This is a genomic window from Streptomyces sp. NRRL S-37, from assembly GCF_000721605.1.
Classification (GTDB): Bacteria; Actinomycetota; Actinomycetes; order Streptomycetales; family Streptomycetaceae; genus Streptomyces.
The window spans coordinates 634,261-654,524 of the sequence record NZ_JOIZ01000005.1 but is presented as its reverse complement, the minus strand read 5'-3'; the positions used below and the strand labels follow the sequence as shown (position 1 = coordinate 654,524).

Below are 20,264 nucleotides of genomic sequence, written 5' to 3'. Positions count from 1 at the left end.
CCCCCATCGCCCACCCGTGCCGCCCCAGCGGCACGACTGCCCACAGTCGGGTGGGCAGTCGTGTTCACAGTCACGACGCACGGCGGCGGGCCTGCCACAGGGCTGCTGTTCCGAGGAATGCGACAACAGCGATTCCGGCCAGTAGGCCGATCGACGGGCCGTCCGAGTCGTCCGGCTCGGGCTTCTCCTCGGTGGGGGCGGGGGCCTTCTCCTCCGTCGAGACCTGTTCTCCGCAGCCCTTCTCCGGGTAGCCCGCTATCGCGCAGAGCAGGGCGTTGGTGTCGTAGCGGAGGGGCTCGGCCACCGAGGCCAGGGCCTCGGCCGTGGTGGCGTCCTCGGGGACCCGGGCGCAGGCCGTGCGGCCGGCCGGCGGGGTCTCGCCGGACGGGGCGTCGGCGGGGGTGCCGAAGTCGATGACCAGGGCCACGCGTTTCCTGCCGTCGGCCGCCGGGGTCTTCGCGCAGATGGTGTCGAAGTCGGCGGTGCCGCGCGGCTGCGCTGCGTCGGCGGAGTTCTCGCTGACGGAGAAGCGGAAGCCGTGGACGTCGCCGTCGGCCGGGCGGGCGAGGGACGGGCCCTGGGTGGCGTACGTCCATGCCGTGCCGTCCTGCTCCCAGAACGACCAGTAGCGGTAGCCGACGGCGTCCGCCCGGCCCGCTCCCGCCAGCAGGGGCAGGAGCGCGGCCAGGAACAGCACGGTGGCCCGGCGGATCACGGCTGCCGCTTCCCGCGGCCGCTGATCAGGAAGCCGATGCCGATGCCGGCGACCAGGCAGACGCCGACGAACCACCAGACACCGAGGCCGGAGCCGGAGTCGGACTCCTCCTTCTCCTTCTTCTCGTCCGCCTTGGCCTCCAGGGTCTTCTCGGCGGCCGGGCCCGTCGCGCCCAACTGCTTCACCAGGTCCGCGCCGCCGAAGTCGCGCGGGTCGGCGCCGGTCGCGTGGGCGGCGAAGACGAGCTGGGCGTAGGCGGCGGGGCCGCTCTGCGCCGCCCAGTCGGCGGCGTTCTTCTCCAGCCAGGTCAGGGACTTCGCGGCCTGCTCGCCGGCGCCCTGCGCGGCGAGCGCGACCACCGCGTCGGCGGTGTTGCCGTAGTCGGGCTGGTCCTCGGCACCGGCCAGGGCGGAGGTGAGGTGACCGTTCTCGGCGAGGGCGTCGGTGAGATAGGCGGCACCGTTGGCGGCGGCCTGCTCGGGGCCGTCGGCCTTCTCGCACGCCGCTTCCCCGGAACCGCCCTTGCCGGGCCCGGCGGCCAGGCCCGCGCCGAGCGAGCCGAGCACGCCCGCCGCCGTCGCGTCCGCGTTGGCGACCAGCTCACCCTTCTTGTCCGGCTGGAAGGCGAACGCGCCCGCGCCGTCGCCCTCGCAGGGCAGCGCCAGCGTCAGCAGGGCGTCGTAGGGGGACTTGCCGTCCTTCTTCACCTCGGCCGGCTTCTCACCGGCGGCCGCGAGCGCGCCGACGACGACGGAGGTGGAGTTGGTGTCGCTGGCGCCGCCCGCCGTGTAGCCCCAGCCGCCGTCCTTGTTCTGCACGGACTTCAGCCAGCCGACGGCCTTCCCGGTGACGTCGTCGTGGCCGCCGAGCGCGGCGAGGGCCTGGACGGCGGCGGCGGTCTGGTTGGTGTCGACCATCGTCTTCGCGTCGCACGCCGCGGCGGTGTCGGCGCGGTACGGGGCGAAGGAGCCGTCGGCGCACTGCTGGCCGGTGAGCCAGTCGACGGCCGCCTTCGGCGGCTCGACGCCGACCGTGTGCTGGGCGAGCAGGGCGAGTGACTGGCGCCAGACGCCGTCGTACTGCGGGTCGCCGTCGCCGTACAGGGCGGAGGGGAGCGCCTTGGACGGCGACGGGGAGGGGGTGGTGTCGGCGGCGGCCGGGGTGGCGGCGCCGATCACGGCGACGGCGGCCAGGACCGCTGCGCTGCGGCGAACATTCATGATCGGCGGGTGCCTTCTTCCCTGCGGGGGAGCCGGGCAGCGCGGGACACCCCGGCGGCTCGGCTCCGTATACCTCGACGGTGCCGGTGCGCCGGCGGGTCCGCCGGGCACGTGAGCCGGTCATGAACCGTGCGGGGCAGTCCGGCTCACCGCCTCGGCGGGCGGTTCACGAGAGGGGTCTCCCCGGGTCGAGCGAAGCCGAGACTTGGGGAAGGGTCAGCGCCGGAATTGCACCGGCTTCCCCCCGTACGGTGTGATGACGACGCCGACACTCTACCCGCCCGTAGGGAAGGGGCCAGGGGTGGCTTCGGTGAGCGGGGTCACGTCAACCGTGGGACGCGCGCCGCACCCGCACCCCCGGAAAGGGGAGTGGCCCCGACGGCTCAGCGGGCGTCCGCCGCCTCCAGGGCCGTCAGGTCCATCAGGCGGCACACCGTCTCTATGTCCGTCTTGACCTGGGCGATGGAGGCGCGGCCCGAGAGCCAGGTGATCAGGGCCGAGTGCCAGGTGTGCTCGATGACCCGGACGGCCGAGAGCTGCTCGGGCGTGGGATCGGTGAGCTCCATGGCGTCCAGGATGATCCTCGTGGTCTGCCGGGAGACCTGGTCGACCTCCGGACTCACACCGCGGTCCGCGAACGTCAGGGCGCGCACCATCGCGTCGGCCAGGTGCGGCTCCCGCTGGAGCGCGCGGAAGGCCCGCATCAGGGTCTCCGCGACCCGCTCGGCCGGGGTCGCGCCGGCCGGCGGTTTCTTCCGCAGCGTGCCGTGCAGGGTCTCCAGCTGGTCCTGCATGGTGGCGACCAGGAGGTGGATCTTGGACGGGAAGTAGCGGTACAGCGTCCCGAGCGCCACCTGGGAGGACTCCGCGACCTCACGCATCTGCACCGCGTCGAACCCGCCCCGGCCGGCCAGCTGCGCGCACGCCCGCAGGATGCGGCGCCGGCGCGCCTCCTGGCGCTCGGTGAGCGGTGCGGCCGGGGCGGGCCGCGCGGTGCCGGCTTCCGCCGCCGCCTTGCCCGCCTTGTCCGCCGTGGCTGCCCTGGCTGCCCTGGCCGCCTCGTCCCTGTTGGCTTCCGTAGGCATGGGTCCCGTCCGTGACAGTCGGTGAGGGTGGATGATCAGACAGCATGGCATGCCGTCCGTCGTGGCGTGAATCACCTGATCCACCGCTCCCGGTGCCCCTACCTGCCGGTAGATTCAGATCCTCCGAACGATCAACTCTGAAACTTGTTCTAGATCAGCGTCCCGTCGTAATGTCGCGGGACAGTGCAGGGAGAAGGGGGCCCAGAGTGACCGCTGAGGCCAGTCAGGCCGGGTCCTCGCGGGGGCCCGCATCCGACGGCTTGCGACCGCTCCGCATCGCACTCCTCACCTACAAGGGAAACCCGTTCTGCGGCGGGCAGGGCGTCTACGTACGCCACCTCTCCCGCGAACTCGCCCGCCTCGGACACCGCGTCGAGGTCATCGGCGCCCAGCCGTACCCGGTCCTCGACGAGATCCACGACGAGGCCTGCGACGGACCCGTCCTCACCGAACTGCCCAGCCTCGACCTCTACCGCCAGCCGGACCCCTTCCGCACCCCGAAGCGCGGCGAGTACCGGGACTGGATCGACGCGCTCGAGGTCGGCACGATGTGGACCGGCGGCTTCCCCGAGCCGCTGACGTTCTCCCTGCGCGCCCGCCGCCATCTGCGCGCCCGGCGCGGCGACTTCGACGTCGTCCACGACAACCAGACCCTCGGCTACGGCCTGCTCGGCGATCTCGGCGCCCCCCTGGTGACCACCATCCACCACCCCATCACCGTCGACCGGCGCCTGGAGCTGGACGCCGCCGAGAACTGGCAGCGGCGCTACTCGGTGCGCCGCTGGTACGCCTTCACGCGCATGCAGAAGAGGGTGGCGCGCCGCCTGCCGTCCGTGCTCACCGTCTCCGGCAGCTCCCGCCAGGAGATCGTCGACGATCTCGGCGTACGGCGGGACAGGGTCCACGTCGTCCACATCGGCGCCGACACCGACCTGTTCTCCCCGGACCCGTCCGTCGCGGTCGTCCCGGGCCGGATCGTCACCACCTCCAGCGCCGACGTGCCGCTGAAGGGCCTGGTCTTCCTCGTCGAGGCGCTGGCGAAGGTGCGGGCCGAACAGCCCGACGCCCACCTCGTCGTGGTCGGCAAGCGGCCCGTGGAGGGGCCCGTCGCGCAGGCGATGGAGCGGTACGGCCTCGAAGGCGCCGTCGAGTTCGTCAAGGGCATCTCGGACGCCGAACTCGTCGACCTGGTGCGGTCGGCACAGGTCGCCTGCGTGCCGTCGCTCTACGAGGGCTTCTCCCTGCCGGCCGCCGAGGCCATGGCCACGGGCACCCCGCTGGTCGCCACCACCGGCGGGGCGATCCCCGAGGTGGCCGGCCGTGACGGGGAGACGTGTCTGGCCGTACCGCCCGGCGACGCGGGGGCGCTGGCCGCCGCGCTGACCCGGCTGCTCGGCGACCCGGAACTGCGCGCCCGGCTCGGGGCGGCCGGACGGGAGCGGGTGCTGGCCCGCTTCACCTGGGCGCGTGCGGCCCAGGGCACGGTGGCCCGCTACCGCGAGGCGATGGCGGGTGCGGGCCGGGACACGGGCGCCGCCCGCCCCGGTGCCCGGGCCGCCGCCCGCTCCGGGACCCGGCCCGCGGACCGTGCCGCGACCGGGGCCGCCGACGCCCCGGTCGCCGGGGACGCCGCTCCCGACACCTCCGCGGACACGGCCGCCGCCGTGTCCGTGCCCGCAGCCGACACCTTCGACCGCGAAAGCAGGGCCACGTGCTGACCGTCGACTTCTCCCGGTTCCCGCTCGCCCCGGGCGACCGCGTCCTGGACCTCGGATGCGGGGCCGGCCGGCACGCCTTCGAGTGCTACCGGCGCGGCGCCCAGGTCGTGGCGCTGGACCGGAACGGCGAGGAGATCCGCGAGGTCGCCAAGTGGTTCGCGGCGATGAAGGAGGCCGGGGAGGCGCCCGCCGGGGCCACCGCCACCGCCATGGAGGGCGACGCCCTCGCCCTGCCCTTCCCCGACGAGTCCTTCGACGTCGTCATCATCTCCGAGGTGATGGAGCACATCCCCGACGACAAGGGCGTCCTCGCCGAGATGGTGCGCGTGCTCAAGCCCGGCGGCCGGATCGCCATCACCGTGCCGCGCTACGGCCCGGAGAAGGTGTGCTGGACGCTGTCCGACGCCTACCACGAGGTCGAGGGCGGCCACATCCGCATCTACAAGGCGGACGAACTGCTCGCGAAGATCCGCGGGGCGGGCCTGCGCCCGTACGGCACCCATCACGCGCACGCGCTGCACTCGCCGTACTGGTGGCTGAAGTGCGCGTTCGGCGTGGACAACGCCAAGGCGCTGCCGGTACGGGCGTACCACAAGCTGCTGGTCTGGGACATCATGAAGAAGCCGCTGGCCACCCGGGTCACGGAGCGGGCGCTGAACCCGCTGATCGGCAAGAGCTTCGTGGCGTACGCGACCAAGCCGCACCTGCCGCGCACCGCGGCCGGGGCCGGGGCCGAGGCGGACGTCACGTGACGACCCCCCGGACCGAACACCTGGTCCTGCCCGGGGTCCTGACCGCAGGCCAGGCCGCCGCGACCGTCGCCGGCATCCTCGCCGTACAGCGGGAGGACGGGGCGATCCCCTGGTTCCGGGGGCACCACCTCGACCCGTGGGACCACGTCGAGGCCGCGATGGCCCTCGACACGGCGGGCGAGCACGCCGCCGCCGAACGGGCCTACCGGTGGCTGGCCCGGCACCAGGTGGCGGACGGCTCCTGGTACGCGGCCTACGCCGACGGCGACCCGCTCGACGTCACCGACCGGGGCCGGGAGACCAACTTCGTCGCCTACGTCGCGGTCGGGGTGTGGCACCACTACCTCTCCACCGGCGACGACACGTTCCTGGACCGCATGTGGCCCGTGGTGTACGCGGCGGTGGAGTTCGTGCTGCGGCTGCAGCAGCCCGGCGGGCAGATCGGCTGGCGGCGCGACGACGACGGCACGCCCACCGCGGACGCGCTGCTCACCGGCTCCTCCTCCGTCCACCACGCGCTGCGCTGCGCGCTGGCCATCGCCGAGCAGCGCGAGGAGCCGCAGCCGGACTGGGAGTTGGCGGCGGGCGCGCTGCGGCACGCGATCCGGCACCACCCGGAGCGGTTCCTCGACAAGGACCGCTACTCCATGGACTGGTACTACCCGGTGCTCGGCGGCGCGCTCACCGGCGCGGAGGCCAAGGCCCGTATCGAGGAGGGCTGGGAGCGTTTCGTCGTCCCCGGACTCGGGGTGCGCTGTGTGGTGCCCAACCCATGGGTGACCGGCGGCGAGTCGGCCGAACTCGCCCTGGCGCTCTGGGCGATGGGCGAGTCCGACCGCGCGCTGGAGGTGCTCCAGTCGATCCAGCACCTGCGTGATCCGGAGACGGGCCTGTACTGGACGGGCTACGTCTTCGACGACGACGCGGTCTGGCCGCGCGAACTGACCACCTGGACCGCCGGCTCACTGCTGCTGGCGGTCGCCGCCCTCGGCGGCCACGAGGCCACCTGCGCGGTGTTCGGCGGCGACCTGCTGCCCAGGGGCCTGGACCCGGACTGCTGTCCGCTCACCTGAGCCGGCCGGACGGCCGCCTCAGTAGCGGCGCAGGCGGCCGGCGACGGCGTGGCCGATGAACAGGTAGACGACGGCGGCGAGTCCGTAACCGGCGACGACCCTGGCCCATTCCTCGTCGAAGGTGAACAGGTCGCGCGACCAGGCGGCCAGCCAGTCGGCCGCGTCGTGGACGAACCGCACCAGGTCGTTGCCCCGGTTGGCGTCCAGCAGGTACATCAGAATCCAGAGTCCGAGGATGACGGCCATGATGTCCGCGATCACCGCGACGACCGTCCCCGCGGAGTTGGAACCAGTGCGATAGCGAGGGGACATGCTTTCCGACTGGCCCCGAACGGGCGGATGAAACCCGGAACGTCCGGGGCCGGCAAGGAAGTTCGGCGCGGGTTCAGCGGTGGGTGAGCAGCAGGCGCCACGCCTCCGGGCCGCGCTGCCGGTACTCCACCGCGAAGACACCGGGGTACCGGTCCTCGATCTGCCGCAGCAGCGGCAGCGGGTCGTGCGGTGCCACGAGCACCATGGCCCGCCCTGCCGGTACGGCACCGAGCGCGCCGAAGACCGTGGCGTGCCGCAGGGCGTGCGGGACGTCCCGGACGTCGAGTTCGGGCACCTCCACGTCGTCCGGTCCGCCGCAGCCGCAGGTGCCGCCGCAGCCGCCGCCCGCGGCTCCCTCCGCGGACTCCCCACCGCCACCGAGCAGTTCGCGCATGCCGCCCAGCAGGTCGGCCAGTGAGATGTCCGGGGCGCCGGCGAGCAGCGGCAGGACGAGGTCGTTCTCCTTGGCCAGGTGCTCCTCGAACAGGACCTGGAGGGCCCGGCCGTCGGCCGCCGCCCGTACGGCGGAGTCCGCCTCGCGCACCGCGTCGACCAGGGCGGTCAGCCTGCGGTGTTCGGCGAGCATGCCGTCGATGAGGAGGCGGGCCTCGGGCAGGTCGCGGGCGGCGGTGTAGAGGGTGCCCTCCTCGGCGACCGCGTGCGGGAGCAGGTCCCGGTCGCAGAAGGCGACCAGTCCGGCGCGGACCTCGTCGGCCGCGGCCGGGTCGCGGTCCGCCGCGGCGACCAGCATGGCCACCCGTCCGGCCAGCTCACCGGCCAGCTGGGCGTGATGCGCCTCGACGGCTTCGACGGCCGCCGCGTCCTCGGGGTCCGATGCGAGGGTCAGAGTGCTCATCAGGGGCCGTTCCTTCCAGCCGTCGACGACCCGTCCGAGCGGTGCGGGCCGATGCCTGCAATATAGTACGGACATGACCGTGGAAAATAACGGCCCGCTTCCCGGCAGCGGAGCGCACCGCGTTCCGCTGTCCCGGCAGCGGAGCGGTGTCCTGCAGTACCTGCGCGGACAGTCCGGTTCCGTCACCGCCACCGCGCTCGCCCAGGTGTGCGCGCTGCACGTCAACACCGTCCGCGAGCACCTGGACGCCCTGGTGGACGACGGGCTGGCCGCCCGTGAGCGGTCCGCCCCCGCCGGGCGCGGCCGTCCCGCCTGGCGCTACCGGGCCCGCCCGCCGCAGGAGTCCCCCGCACGGGAGTACGCGGGGCTCGCCGCCGTACTGGCCGCGCGGATCGCCCGTACCAGCGCCGATCCGCGCGGGGAGGCCCTCGCCGCGGGCGAGGACTGGGGACGGGTCCTGACCGACGGGCAGGAGCCGTCGGCGGATCCGAGGGAGGCGCGGGAACGGCTGCTGGACCTTCTCGGGGAGATCGGCTTCGCCCCGGAGGCCGACGCGGAGGCGCGCGAAGTCCGGCTGCCGCGCTGCCCCTTCGTCGAGACGGCCCGCGAGCATCCCGGCGTCATCTGCGGCGTCCACGAAGGACTGGCCCGGGCCGCCCTCGGCGCCCTGGGCGAGGACTCCCAGGAGATCGCCCTCCTGCCCTTCGCCGAACCGGACGCCTGCCGCCTCCACCTGGACACGGCGCCTGCGCCGGGTGGCGGTCCCGTGCAGGGCGACGGAGCCCCGTCGGATGCCGGCCCCGTACCGGGCAGCGGTCCCGTGCCGGACGCCAGTCCTGTGCCGGACAGTGGTCCCGTGCCGGATACCGGCCCTGCGCCCGATGCCGGCCCTGAGCCGGACGCCAGTCCCGTGCCGGACAGTGGTCCCGCTCCGGGTGCCGGGGCACCGTCGGGCGCCGACCCCGCGCCGGACGCCGCCCCCGGCCGGCGGAGCGGCGTCGAGGCCGGGGAGACCCTGTGACCTCCGTGACCCCCGTCGCCCCGGCCGCCCGGCGCGCGGGCATACGTCGCGCGCCCCTGTTGCTGGCCGCCGGTGTCTGCCTGCTCGCCGGTCTCGACGCCGCCCTCGTTCTGCTCGGGCTCCCCGCGCCGGTCACGAGCGACCGTCTGCCCCAGGTGCACGGGGTGCTGCTGGTCCTCGGCTTCGCCGGCACGCTGGTGGCGCTGGAACGCGCCGTCGCCCTGGGCGGGCGGTGGCCCTACCTCGCCCCCGCCGCGCTCGGCGCCGGGGGCCTGCTGTTGCTCACCCCCGTGGACCTGGCCGTCCCAAGGCTGCTGCTGGCCGCCGGGGCCGCCGTACTGACCGCGCTGTACGTGCGGTTCTGGCGGCGGCAGCCGGGCGCCGCCCTGCTCGCCCAGGCGGCGGGCGCCGTGTCGGCGCTCGGCGCGGCACTGCTGTGGCTGGGCGGTCTCGACGTCCCGCGCCTGCTGCCCTGGCTGGTCGCGTTCCTCGTGCTGACCATCGCGGGCGAGCGGCTGGAGCTCGCCCGGGTGGCCCTCCTGGCACCCCGTGCGGAACCGGCTTTCCTGGCCTGCGTCGGCGCCGTCGTCACCGGCGTCGTCACCACCCTGATGTGGCCGGCCACCGGCACGCTCCTGCTCGGCGGGGCCCTGCTCGCGCTGGTCGCCTGGCTCGTCGTGCACGACGTCGCCCGCCGGCTGCTGCACGCCACGGGACTGCCCCGCTTCTCCGCCGCGTGCCTGCTCGCCGGGTACACGTGGCTGGGCCTCGCCGGCGCCCTGTGGCTGCTGGGCGGCCCGGTCGCCGAGGGGAGCCGCTACGACGCCGTGGTGCACGCCGTGTTCCTCGGCTTCGTGATGTCGATGATCATGGCGCACGCCCCGGTGATCCTGCCCGCCGTCCTGCGCCGCCCCCTGCCCTACCACCCCGGGCTCGCGGCGGCCGCCTGGCTGCTGCACGGCTCCCTCGCCCTGCGCGTGGTGGTCGGCGACCTGCGGGACGTCCGGGGGGCCTGGCAGCTCGGCGGGGCGCTCGACATCGCCGCGGTCCTGCTGTTCGTCCTGACGGCGGCGACCGCCTCGGTGACCGCCACCCGACGCACCGCCTCCGCCGCCTCCGCTTCCGCCACTCCTGCCGCCTCCACCCCCGCCGACCCGAGGAACCCCCGGTGACCACGCAGCTCTCCTCCCCCACGGCGAACGGCCCCGCCCCGAAGCCGCCCGGACGGTCACCGCGCGCCCTGTGGCACCTCGGCGTGAACGCCGTCGTGGTGGCCTGGCTCGCGCTGTTCGCCGTGGCCGGGAGCGCCCACCACTTCCTGCCGCACGCCTTCTGGCTGCTCGTCCACACCCTGCTGCTCGGGGCGGTCACCAACGCCGTCGTCATCTGGTCGGGGCACTTCGCCGCCTCCGTGCTCCGGCTGCCGGAGGCGAACCGGGGCGCCCCCGCCGCGCTGCGGCTGGTCTGCCTGAACGCCGGGGCCGTCGCCGTCATCGGTGGCAGGTACACCGACCGGTGGCCCGCCGTGCTCGTCGGCGGCTGCCTGGTCGCGGCCGCCGTCACCGCGCACGCCGTGTGGCTGGTACGACTGCTGCGGCGGGCCCTGCCCGGCCGGTTCTCCATGGCTGTGCGCTACTACACGGCCGCCGCCGCCCTGCTGCCCGCGGGCGCCGCGCTGGGCGTCGTCATGGCCCGCGGTGACCTCGCCGGTGACCTCCCCGAACGGCTGCTGCTCGCGCACGAGCTGATCAACCTGCTCGGCTGGATCGGCCTCACCGTGGCCGGAACGCTGATCACCCTGTGGCCGACGATGCTGCGCACCCGGGTGGCGGACGGCGCGGAACGGGCCGGACGCAGGGCCCTCCCCGTGCTGCTCGCCGGGCTCGGCATGGCCGTCGCCGCCGCGCTGCTCGGCCCCCCGCCGCTGGCCGCTCCCGGTGTCGTCGGCTACGCCGCCGGGCTGGTGATCGCCGGCATCCCGTGGGTACGTGAGGCCCGCGCCAAGGCCCCGCGCTCCTTCGCCGCCTGGTCGGTGGCCGCGGGCGGCCTCTGGCTCGCCGGGTCCCTGCTGGGCCTGGCCGGCATCCTCCTCTCCACGACGTCCTGGATCACGGTGGGGGAGCGCACGTCGCTGCTCACCGCCCCGCTCGCCGCCGGCTGGATCGCCCAAGTGCTGCTCGGCGCCCTCAGCTTTCTCGTCCCCGTGGTCCTGGGCGGCGGCCCCACGGCCGTACGCGCCGCCACCGCCGGACTCGAACGGGCCTGGCCCGCCCGGCTGACCGTCACCAACGCCGCGCTGCTGCTCTGCGTGCTGCCGGTGCCGTCCGTGGTCCGGGTGGTCTGCTCGGTGCTGCTGCTGGCGATGCTGCTGCACTTCCTCGTCCTGCTGGTGCTCACCGTCGTACGGGGCGTACGGAACCGCCGGAAGGGGACGGCCGAACCGGCACCTCCGGAGGCGCCGGCCCGGCCGCACCGCGTGCTCGGGGGCGTGGCCCTCGGGCTCGCCGTGGTGATGCTGGCCGTCGCGGGCGGCGGCGCGGCGGACGTGCGGTCGCTGCCGGTCCTGGAACGGTCCGCCGCCACGAGCGCGGACGGCGGGGAGGTGACGCCGACCGGCCGCACGACCACGGTCGAGGTGACGGTACGGAACATGCGCTTCTCCCCGGCCTCCGTCGACGTGCCCGCCGGCGACCGCCTGGTGATCGAGCTGCACAACACCGGAACCGACACCCACGACCTGGTACTGGAGACCGGCGCCCGCACCGACCGGATCGCCCCGGGGAAGCGGGCCACGCTGGACGCGGGCGTCGTCGGCCGGGACCTGGACGGCTGGTGCTCGGTGGTCGGACACCGGCAGATGGGCATGGTCTTCGGGGTACGGGTCACCGGTGGCGGTGGTACCACGGCGGAAGGAAGCGAGGAGACCGCGCACCACCACGGCGGGACGGCGTCCGAGAACACGGATGAAGAGGGCACGGGCGCCTCCGCCGCGGACGCCTTCGACCCGATGGCCGAACCGGCCGACGGCTTCACCGCCCGCGACGCACAACTGCCGCCCGCCACCGGAGGATCCGGCCCCCAGGTGCACAAGCGGACCCTCACCGTGAAGGAGGCGGAGACCGAAGTCGCCCCCGGCGTACGGCAGACGCTGTGGACCTTCGACGGCACGGCCCCCGGGCCCGTGCTGCGCGGCCGGGTCGGGGACACCTTCGAGATCACCCTCGTCAACGACGGGAGCATCGGCCACTCCGTCGACTTCCACGCCGGATCGCTGGCACCGGACGAGCCGATGCGCACCATCCAGCCCGGCGCGTCACTGACGTACCGCTTCACGGCCACCCGCAGCGGGGTGTGGATGTACCACTGCTCGACCATGCCGATGTCCCTGCACATCGCCAACGGCATGTTCGGCGCCGTCGTCATCGACCCGCCCGGCCTGCCGCGCGCGGACCGCGAATACCTGCTGGTCCAGTCGGAGTTCTACCTCGGCGCGCAGAACGGCACCGCCGACGCGGACAAGGTGAACGCCAAGGAACCCGACATGGTCGCCTTCAACGGGTACGCCGACCAGTACGACCACGACCCGCTGACGGCGAGGACCGGCGAGCGCGTACGGATCTGGGTGCTGACGGCGGGACCGAACGTGCCCAGCGCCTTCCACGTCGTGGGCGGGCAGTTCGACACGGTGTTCCGTGAGGGCGCGTACGACCTGCGGCCGGGCAACGCGGAACACGGCGGCGCGCAGGTCCTCGATCTCGCCCCCGCGTCGGGCGGGTTCGTCGAGCTGTCCTTCCCGGAGGCGGGCGACTACCCGTTCGTCACCCATGTGATGACCGACGCGGAGCGCGGCGCACACGGCGTCGTCCGCGTCGGCTGAACACGCTGGGTCCCCGCCGTACGACAGCGGCCCCCCGCCCACAAGGGCGGGGGGCCGTGACGGGGAAGGGCCGGATCCGGTCAGCCTCGCTGGATGCCCGAGGTGTCCTGGAGGACGCCGCGGCGGCCGTCCTGGGTCTGGGCGACGAGGGCCGGACCGCGCTGCTCGACCGCCAGGTACCAGGTACCGGGGGCCAGCTCGGCGATCGGCGTGGGCGAGCCGTCCTCCGGGAACAGCGGACGGGGCACCGGCACCGCGAACCAGAACGGCGAGAAGTCACCGGCGGGCGCCGCGGCGGGCTGGCCCGGCTGCGGCTGCCCCGGCTGCGGCTGCCCCGGGAAGGGCTGCTGCGGCTGACCGCCGAACGACGCCTGCTGTGCACCCGGGTAGCCGTAACCGGCGGGCGGCTGGGCACCGTACGGCTGCGGGGCGGCGGGACGGGGGGCCGGGAGCAGGGCACCCTTGAGGGCGGGCACCAGGGGGGTGGCGACGGCGGCGGCGGCCAGCAGCAGCGCGGCGATCAGGCCGAGGATGAGACCGGCGCCGGTCTCGGGCTCCTCACCTCCGAGGCCGGAGAAGAGGTCGTCGAACGCCCCCAGCGGGTCGATGATCGACCAGAAGGACGTCCACGCGGCGAAGATCGTCAGGGCCACTCCGAGCTGACCGAGGTCGAGGCCGACGACCTTGGGCGGCTGGGGAAGCGCACGGGCCACCACGATGAGAGCCGCGCCGGCGATACCGGCGACGTACATGCTCATCAACAGGCCGAGGTTGTCCCAGGCGTTGGGGATGTCGTCGCCGTCGCCGCCGAACGTGGCGAGAAACGACGCGATGAACAGCAATACCGCTGCTCCGATCACCACGCCGTCGCCTCGAGTGAGGGAGCGGATATTCACTTCAGGTCCTTCGTAGGTCGTCTCGTCGTCGGAAGAGGCGTCGCTGTCACCGTGTCGCCCGGAGGTTCCGGTGGGAAGCGCGGGGGTGGCCCCTCATCGTCCGGACGACACTACCGTCCGTGCGATCGGGCTGTCCGCCCGGATCAGCGCGCTGATCCCTACCCGCGCAGGAAACTCACGATTCCGTCGGAAATCCCTTGCGCCGCTTTCTGCCGCCAGGCACCGCTGGTCAGCAGTGCCGCGTCCTTGCTATCGCGCATGTTGCCGCACTCGATGAACACCTTGGGAACCGTTGACAGATTGAGACCGCCCAAGTCCTTACGCGTGACGAGCCCGGTACCGCCGCCGACGTAGTTGGAGGGCGCGCTGCCGGTGACGCGGACGAAGTCGCCCGCGATACGCGTACCGAGGTCCTCGGACGGCCCGACGATGGCACGGGTGTCGGCGGCACCGGCATCGACGGAGCCGGGCAGGATCACGTGGAAGCCGCGGTTGCCGGTGCCCGAGCCGTCCGCGTGGATCGAGACGGCGGCGTCGGCCTTCGCCTCGTTGCCGATCCGGGCCCGCTCGTCCACGCACGGGCCGAACGGCCGGTCCCCGTCCTGGGTCAGCTTCACGGTGGCGCCCTGCTTCTCCAGGAGCGCGCGCATCCGGTGGGCGACGTCGAGGGTGAAGTCGGCCTCGGCGTAGCCGTCGTTGGTGGACGTGCCGGTGGTGTCGCACTCCTTGCGGTGGGTCCCGACGTCCACCTGGCGGTTGATCTCGGCGGTGTGCTTGAAGTTCTCCGGGTTGTGCCCGGGGTCGATGACGACGACCTTGCCCGCGAGGGGACCGTCCGCGGCGGCCGGGGCGCCGGGCTTCTCGTCCTCGGGACGCCCGGACGGCGCCGGCGACGACGTACGGGGGGAGGCGGATGCGGATGCGGAGGGGGAGGCGGAAGTGGCGGCGCTCCCCGGTCCCTCGTCGCCCCCGGACCCGCCCACCGCGGCGTACACCGCCCACCCGAGCAGCGCGCCCGGCACCAGCGCGGCGAGCGCCACGGTCAGGGGCCCGCGCCGGGACCGTCGGGGCTGGGGCGGATCGAAACCGGGACCTGTGTACGACACGCAGCCACCCTAGCGGTGTCAGACACCCGTGCCGGTACGGCGCAGCACACGCAGGGAACCGGTGGCCGAGACCTCGGTGAACGCGCCGGACGCGAGGGCCCGGAGGTGGACGCGGTAGGGAGCCTGGCCGGTGAACTCGTCCACCGGGTCGGGGAAGACGTCGTGGATGACGAGGAGGCCGCCCTCGGCCACGTGCGGGGCCCAGCCCTCGTAGTCGGCGGTGGCGTGCTCGTCGGTGTGGCCGCCGTCGATGAAGACGAGGGCGAGGGGGGAGGCCCACAGGGCGGCGACGCGCGGGGAGCGGCCGACCAGGGCGATCACGTGGTCCTCCAGGCCCGCCCGGTGCAGGGTGCGCCGGAAGGCGGGGAGGGTGTCCATCAGGCCCAGCTCGGGGTCGACCGTCTCCGGGTCGTGGTACTCCCAGCCGGGCTGCTGCTCCTCGCTGCCGCGGTGGTGGTCCACGGTGAGCGCGGTGACACCGGCCGCGCGGGCCGCGTCGGCGAGCAGGATCGTGGAACGGCCGCAGTAGGTGCCGATCTCCAGGAGTGGCAGCCCCAGACGGCCGGCCTCGGCCGCCGCCGCGTACAGGGCCAGGCCCTCGTCCACGGGCATGAAGCCCTTCGCCGCCTCGAACGCGGCCAGGATCCCGGGCCCGGGTGCCGTCGACATGGGGCTTGCCTCTCCCGCGGGGGTACGTGTGTGCACGGGCACCATGCTGCCGTACCCCCTGCGCGGGTGGTGCGACAGGGGGTACCGGCGGGTAACAGGGGGCGGACGGAGACCGTCCCGCCCGGCAGGGGCAGGTCCGGGCCGGCCGCGCGCCCGTCGCCCTCGTGGCGGGCCGGGGCGGCGAGCGGGGCCGTGGCCGGTGGCGCTGGCGTACGGGCCCTACGCGGGCGTACGGGCCCTACGCGGGCGTACGGGCCCTACGCGGGGACGGCCAGGGCGTACCGGCCGGCGTCGGCGGAGACGGTGGCGTCCGCCCGGTGGCCGTGGTGGCCGGTCAGTGTGACCTCGGCGCGGGCGACGGGCTCCCGGCGGCGTCCAGGGCCCGGTCCCGCGGGCCGCCGCGCAGGGCCGCCTCCGCGCGTTCCAGGTTCGCCTCCTCCTCGCTGCTCGCCCGGAGCCGCGAGTGCTGCTCCGACGGGCGCCGGCCGGGCAGGAACAGGGCCAGGACCAGCCCCACGGCCACCGCCGCCGTCGCGATCAGGAAGGAGATCCGGAAACCGTGGAGGGTCGGGATCTCCACCCCGCCCACGGTGTCCGCCGTGTTCGCCAGCACCATGCCGATGACGGCGCTCGACACCGACGTGCCGATGGACCGCATCAGGGTGTTGAGGCCGTTCGCCGCGCCCGTCTCCGAGGCCGGCACCGCGCCGATGATCAGCGCGGGCAGGGAGGAGTAGGCGAGGCCGATGCCCGCGCCGATGACCACCGAGGTGACGACGGTCTGCCAGGCGGCGTCCATCAGGCCGAGGCCGCCGCCGTAGCCGATCGCGATGATCACCAGGCCGAGGATGAGGGTGGTCTTCGGGCCGTACCGGGCGGAGAGGCGGGCGTAGACGGGGGCGGTGAACATCATCGTCAGGCCCAGCGGGGCCACGCACAGGCCCGCGACCACCATCGACCGGCCGAGCCCGTGGCCGGCGGGGAGCTGGAGGAGCTGCGGCAGGACCAGGGAGACGACGAAGAAGGAGACACCGACCATGATCGACGCGAGGTTGGTGAGCAGGACCTCGCGGCGGGCGGTGGTGCGCAGGTCCACCAGGGGCGCGGGGACGCGCAGCTCCATCAGGCCCCAGAGGAGGAGCACCACGGCCGCCGCGCCGAACAGGCCCAGCGTGGTGCCGGAGGTCCAGCCCCAGTCGCTGCCCTTGGAGACGGGGAGCAGGAACAGCACCAGCCCGGCGGACAGGCCCAGCGCGCCCGGCAGGTCGAAGGTGCCCTCGGCGCGCACCGGGGACTCCGGTACGACGGCCAGGGTGAGCGCGATCGCGAGGACGCCGAGGCCGGCGGCACCGAAGTAGAGGGCGTGCCAGTCGGAGTGCTGGGCGACCAGCGCGGCGGCGGGCAGCGCGAGACCGCCGCCGACGCCTATGGAGGAGCTCATCAGGGCCATCGCCGAGCCGAGGCGCTCGCGGGGCAGCGTGTCGCGCATCAGGCCGATGCCGAGCGGGATGGCGCCCATCGCGACGCCCTGGAGGGTGCGGCCGGTGATCATCAGGAGCAGGTCATCGGTGAACGCGCTGACCAGCGCGCCGGCCACCATCACCGCGAGGCTGGTGACCAGCATCCGCCGCTTGCCGTGGAGGTCGCCGAGGCGGCCCATGATCGGGGTGGCCACGGCGCCGGACAGCAGGGTCGAGGTGAGTACCCAGGTCGCGTCGGCGGGGTCGGTGTCGAGCAGTCGCGGCAGGTCCTTGATGACCGGGACCAGCAGGGTCTGCATCACCGCGACAACGATGCCCGCGAAGGCGAGCACCGGGACCACGGCCCCGCCCGCTCTGCCGGAGGGACGGTCGGTCGTCGTCTGCGTCATGGAAAGGTGCCTCCAGGGCCGGCCGTGTGCGGGGTACGTGCAGTCCGAACCCCGTACACCGAGGCAACTATTCCGATGCTTCGAACCACTAACGAATTCTTGACCGTTCCTTGGGTGTCGACCGGTGCCGGTCCATCCGGTTGAAGTTGAAGCGGAAATCAAAAAGTTCCTTTCATTTCTCGCATTCCATGTCTTTTGAGGAAAGAAAGGGGCACTACGGACGGTGCGAAAGCGACTGCTGGGACCACTGAGATGAGGGAGACAGCAATGCGCAAATTCGTAGGCACCGTCGTCATCGGCGTCCTGCTCGCCATCGCCCCGGTCGGTGCGGCGTTCGGCCAGACCACCGAGCAGACGGCCCAGCCGACCACCGCCACGGTCGTACAGGCGCAGGACGACAACAACGACGACGACGGCGGCAACGGCGGACTGTGGGGCCTGCTCGGCCTGCTGGGACTGGCCGGGCTCATCCCCCGTAAGAGCAAGCGCGAACACCGGAACACCAGCGGCGCCACCCGCATGTGACCGCCGGCCCCGGGCCCGGGGCCGGGTTTACGTCCGGGTCCGGGCCCGGGTCCGTGTCCGCGCCCAGGTCCGGAGACCTGGTCCACCTCGGACGAAAAGCCGATGACGGGGCGGAGCCCCGGTTGAGAGCATGGCGCACATGCTCGAGACCACCGGCACCGCCCGCGGATCCGCCCGCGCCACCCCGTCCGTGTGGCTGGTGGTGGCGCTCGCCTGTGCCGGGCAGTTCCTCGTCGTCCTCGACATCTCGGTGGTGAACGTCGCCCTGCCGTCCGTGCGCGGCGGGCTGGCGCTCGGCGAGCAGGGCCTGCAGTGGGTGGTGAACGCGTACGCCATCGCCTTCGCCGGCTTCATGCTGCTCGGCGGACGCGCCGGCGACCTCTACGGGCGCAAGCGGATGTTCCTCGTCGGCCTCGGCCTGTTCACGCTGGCCTCACTGGCCGGCGGGCTCGCCCAGGACGGCTGGCAGTTGCTGCTGGCGCGGGCCGTGCAGGGGCTCGGGGCGGCCGTCCTGGCGCCCTCCACGCTCACCCTCGTCACCTCCGCCGTGCCGGAGGGCGCGGCCCGCGCCCGGGCCATAGCGACCTGGACGGCCGTCGGGGCGGGCGGCGGCGCGGCCGGCGGATTCGTCGGCGGGGTGCTCGTGGAGGCGCTGTCGTGGCGGTGGGTGCTGCTGATCAACGTACCCGTCGGAGCGCTCGTGCTGGCCGGGGCCGCCCGGTGGCTGACGGAGAGCCGGGCCGGGGACGGACGGCGGCTCGACCTGCCGGGCGCGCTGCTGGTGACGGCCGGCCTCGCCACCCTCGCGTACGGCATCTCACAGACCGAGTCCGAGGGCTGGACGGCGGCGGCCACGCTGGTGCCGCTGTGCGCGGGGCTTGCCCTCCTCGGCCTGTTCCTCCTCGCCGAGGCACGGGCCAAGGCCCCGCTGATGCCGCTCGGGCTGCTGCGGCTGCGGTCGGTGGCGTCGGCGAATGTGGCGATGCTCATCAGCGGCTCCGCCATGTTCTGCATGTGGTTCTTCATGACCCTGTACGCCCAGAACGTGCTCGGCTACACCCCGCTGGAGGCCGGACTGGCCCTGGTGCCGAGCTCGCTCGCCGTGATCATCGGCTCCAAGCTCGCGCCCCGGCTGATGCGCGCGGCGGGACCGCGCACCGTGGCCGTGCTCGGCACGCTGATCGCGACGACCGGCTTCGGCTGGCAGTCGACGATGACCGCCGACGGGGCGTACCTCACCGCGATCATGTTCCCCGGCATCCTGATGATGCTCGGTGCGGGCGTCGCCGCCACCCCGCTGGCCTCGCTGGCCACGTCCGGCGCTGCACCGGAGGAGGCCGGCCTGGTCTCCGGGCTGGTCAACACCTCCCGCACGATGGGCGGTTCCCTGGGCCTCGCGATCATGTCCACGATCGCGGCGGCCCGCACGGGCACCACCCGCACCCCGCACTCCCTGACGGAGGGCTACGCCCTGGCCTTCCGCACCGGCACGGCACTGCTGGCGGCCGGCGCGGTGGTGATGTGGCTGTGGCTGCCGAGGAGGACGAAGGAGGAGCGTTAGCCTGCGCACCGGCACCGGCAGGCGCCGGCGGAGCGCCCCGCCCCCGCCCGGCCACCCCCACCCCCGGGAACGACGCGACAGGAGCCCTCATGCCCATCGACGCAGCCAAGGCCCTGGCCGCCCCGCCCCGCACCGCCGGCATCTCCTGGACCCCCGAGGACGTCCTCCTCTACCACCTCGGCATCGGCGCGGGCCGCCCCGCCACCGACCCCCGCGAACTGCGCTACACCCTCGAATCCCGGCTGCGCGTCCTGCCGAGCTTCGCCACCGTCGCGGGCGGCGGCCCGCCCGGTGTGACCGGCGCGCTCTCCCTCCCCGGCATCGACGTGGACCTCGCCCGCGTCCTCCACGCCGGCCAGTCGCTCACCGCGCACCGCCGCCCCCTGCCGGCCGAGGGCACCGCCACCACCACCGCCCGTATCACCGCCGTCCACGACAAGGACACGGCGGCCGTCCTCGTCATGCGCACCGAGGCCGCCGACGCCGACGGCCCGCTGTGGACCGACGAGGCGCACATCCACGTACGCGGCGAAGGCGGCTGGGGCGGGGACCGCGGCCCGTCCGTGCGGCACGAGCCGCCCGCCGGGGAGCCGGACCGGATCGTCGAACGCGCCGTCCGCGAGGACCAGGCCCTGCTCTACCGCCTCTCCGGCGACCTGAACCCCCTGCACGCCGACCCGGAGTTCGCCGCGCGCGCCGGGTTCGAACGGCCCGTCCTGCACGGCCTGTGCACCTACGGCATGACCCTCAAGGCGGTCGTCGACACCCTGCTCGACGGCGACGTCACCCGCGTCCGCTCCTGTGCCACCCGGTTCGCCGGGGTCGTGTACCCGGGCGAGACGCTGCGGATCCGGATGTGGCGCGGGGACGGCGCGGTACGGGTGCTCGTCGGTGCCGTCGAGCGGGGCGACGCGCCGGTGCTCGCCGGTACGACGGTCGGACACGACTGAGCCGGGCCCCGGCCGTCCTCGAGGACGGCCGGGGCCCGGCTCGGTTGCGGATCGTGTG

General features: G+C 74.0%; 17 protein-coding genes and 1 pseudogene. 9 read left to right on the top strand and 9 right to left on the bottom strand.

From position 1 onward, the window contains the following. Positions 1–70: 70 nt before the first annotated feature. The 3 genes from IH50_RS0109820 to IH50_RS0109810 all read right to left on the bottom strand — a co-directional run bounded on the left by IH50_RS0109820 (position 71) and on the right by IH50_RS0109810 (position 3,020). On the bottom strand, positions 71–715 hold the full coding sequence (locus IH50_RS0109820; protein WP_030859446.1) for an SCO2322 family protein: 645 nt from the start codon (positions 713–715) through the stop codon (positions 71–73). Further along, positions 712–1,935, bottom strand: a complete 1,224-nt coding sequence (locus IH50_RS0109815) for a prenyltransferase/squalene oxidase repeat-containing protein (RefSeq protein WP_030859444.1) — start codon at positions 1,933–1,935, stop codon at positions 712–714. The genes IH50_RS0109820 and IH50_RS0109815 overlap by 4 nt, the downstream gene beginning before the upstream one ends. 383 nt (positions 1,936–2,318) lie before the next feature. Beyond that, positions 2,319–3,020 (bottom strand): TetR family transcriptional regulator, encoded by a 702-nt coding sequence (locus IH50_RS0109810; RefSeq protein WP_030859443.1) that lies wholly within the window; start codon positions 3,018–3,020, stop codon positions 2,319–2,321. A gap of 206 nt (positions 3,021–3,226) precedes the next feature. Here IH50_RS0109810 and IH50_RS0109805 point away from each other — a divergent pair, with 206 nt between their 5' ends. Genes IH50_RS0109805 through IH50_RS0109795 form a run of 3 tightly spaced genes read left to right on the top strand, consistent with a single transcriptional unit; the run spans position 3,227 to position 6,563 of the window. After that, on the top strand, positions 3,227–4,738 hold the full coding sequence (locus IH50_RS0109805; RefSeq protein ID WP_030859441.1) for a glycosyltransferase family 4 protein: 1,512 nt from the start codon (positions 3,227–3,229) through the stop codon (positions 4,736–4,738). After that, a complete protein-coding gene (locus tag IH50_RS0109800; protein WP_030859439.1) occupies positions 4,732–5,490 on the top strand; it encodes a class I SAM-dependent methyltransferase in 759 nt (252 codons plus the stop codon). The genes IH50_RS0109805 and IH50_RS0109800 overlap by 7 nt, the downstream gene beginning before the upstream one ends. Further along, entirely contained in the window at positions 5,487–6,563 is a 1,077-nt protein-coding gene (locus IH50_RS0109795; RefSeq protein WP_030859437.1) for a prenyltransferase, read from the top strand. The genes IH50_RS0109800 and IH50_RS0109795 overlap by 4 nt, the downstream gene beginning before the upstream one ends. 18 nt (positions 6,564–6,581) lie before the next feature. On the opposite strand, the gene IH50_RS0109790 is transcribed toward IH50_RS0109795, so the two are convergent. Further along, complete coding sequence (locus tag IH50_RS0109790) at positions 6,582–6,875, bottom strand: hypothetical protein (RefSeq protein WP_030859435.1); 294 nt, start codon at positions 6,873–6,875, stop codon at positions 6,582–6,584. 73 nt (positions 6,876–6,948) lie between these two features. Next, on the bottom strand, positions 6,949–7,731 hold the full coding sequence (locus IH50_RS0109785) for a DUF2249 domain-containing protein (RefSeq protein WP_030859433.1): 783 nt from the start codon (positions 7,729–7,731) through the stop codon (positions 6,949–6,951). A 73-nt stretch (positions 7,732–7,804) separates the two neighbouring features. On the opposite strand from IH50_RS0109785, the gene IH50_RS0109780 reads away from it, so the two are divergent. The 3 genes from IH50_RS0109780 to IH50_RS0109770 are packed head-to-tail and all read left to right on the top strand — an operon-like array spanning position 7,805 to position 12,629. Next, positions 7,805–8,752: a helix-turn-helix transcriptional regulator gene (locus tag IH50_RS0109780; protein ID WP_063759475.1), complete on the top strand. Its 948-nt coding sequence runs from the start codon at positions 7,805–7,807 to the stop codon at positions 8,750–8,752. Continuing rightward, on the top strand, positions 8,749–9,924 hold the full coding sequence (locus IH50_RS0109775) for a hypothetical protein (protein WP_063759474.1): 1,176 nt from the start codon (positions 8,749–8,751) through the stop codon (positions 9,922–9,924). The genes IH50_RS0109780 and IH50_RS0109775 overlap by 4 nt, the downstream gene beginning before the upstream one ends. Further along, the gene (locus IH50_RS0109770) at positions 9,921–12,629 is read left to right on the top strand and encodes a multicopper oxidase domain-containing protein (RefSeq protein WP_078913911.1); all 2,709 of its coding nucleotides are present in this window, start codon (positions 9,921–9,923) and stop codon (positions 12,627–12,629) included. Before IH50_RS0109775 ends, IH50_RS0109770 begins: the two co-directional genes overlap by 4 nt. 80 nt (positions 12,630–12,709) lie before the next feature. Here the strand turns inward: IH50_RS0109770 and IH50_RS0109765 are convergent, their stop codons facing one another. The 4 genes and pseudogenes from IH50_RS0109765 to IH50_RS0109750 form a co-directional block, all read right to left on the bottom strand. Further along, a complete protein-coding gene (locus IH50_RS0109765) occupies positions 12,710–13,525 on the bottom strand; it encodes a DUF5336 domain-containing protein (protein ID WP_030859425.1) in 816 nt (271 codons plus the stop codon). A 158-nt stretch (positions 13,526–13,683) separates the two neighbouring features. After that, entirely contained in the window at positions 13,684–14,631 is a 948-nt protein-coding gene (locus IH50_RS0109760; protein ID WP_030859423.1) for an N-acetylmuramoyl-L-alanine amidase, read from the bottom strand. Between the two features lie 18 nt (positions 14,632–14,649). Then, positions 14,650–15,300 carry a class I SAM-dependent methyltransferase gene (locus IH50_RS0109755; protein WP_030859420.1) on the bottom strand — a complete coding sequence of 217 codons (651 nt, stop codon included), beginning with the start codon at positions 15,298–15,300 and terminating at the stop codon, positions 14,650–14,652. Between the two features lie 107 nt (positions 15,301–15,407). Then, positions 15,408–17,170: pseudogene (locus IH50_RS0109750) on the bottom strand (MFS transporter); the annotation flags it as partial. Between the two features lie 267 nt (positions 17,171–17,437). Between IH50_RS0109750 and IH50_RS0109745 the strand changes: the two are divergent. From IH50_RS0109745 to IH50_RS0109735, 3 genes are all read left to right on the top strand, one after another. After that, on the top strand, positions 17,438–17,695 hold the full coding sequence (locus IH50_RS0109745; RefSeq protein ID WP_030859415.1) for a WGxxGxxG family protein: 258 nt from the start codon (positions 17,438–17,440) through the stop codon (positions 17,693–17,695). Positions 17,696–17,825: 130 nt separating this feature from the next. Then, positions 17,826–19,256, top strand: coding sequence for an MFS transporter (locus IH50_RS0109740; protein ID WP_107062002.1), 1,431 nt, complete (start codon positions 17,826–17,828; stop codon positions 19,254–19,256). A gap of 89 nt (positions 19,257–19,345) precedes the next feature. Beyond that, positions 19,346–20,206, top strand: a complete 861-nt coding sequence (locus tag IH50_RS0109735) for a MaoC family dehydratase (protein ID WP_030859411.1) — start codon at positions 19,346–19,348, stop codon at positions 20,204–20,206. Positions 20,207–20,264: the final 58 nt, after the last annotated feature.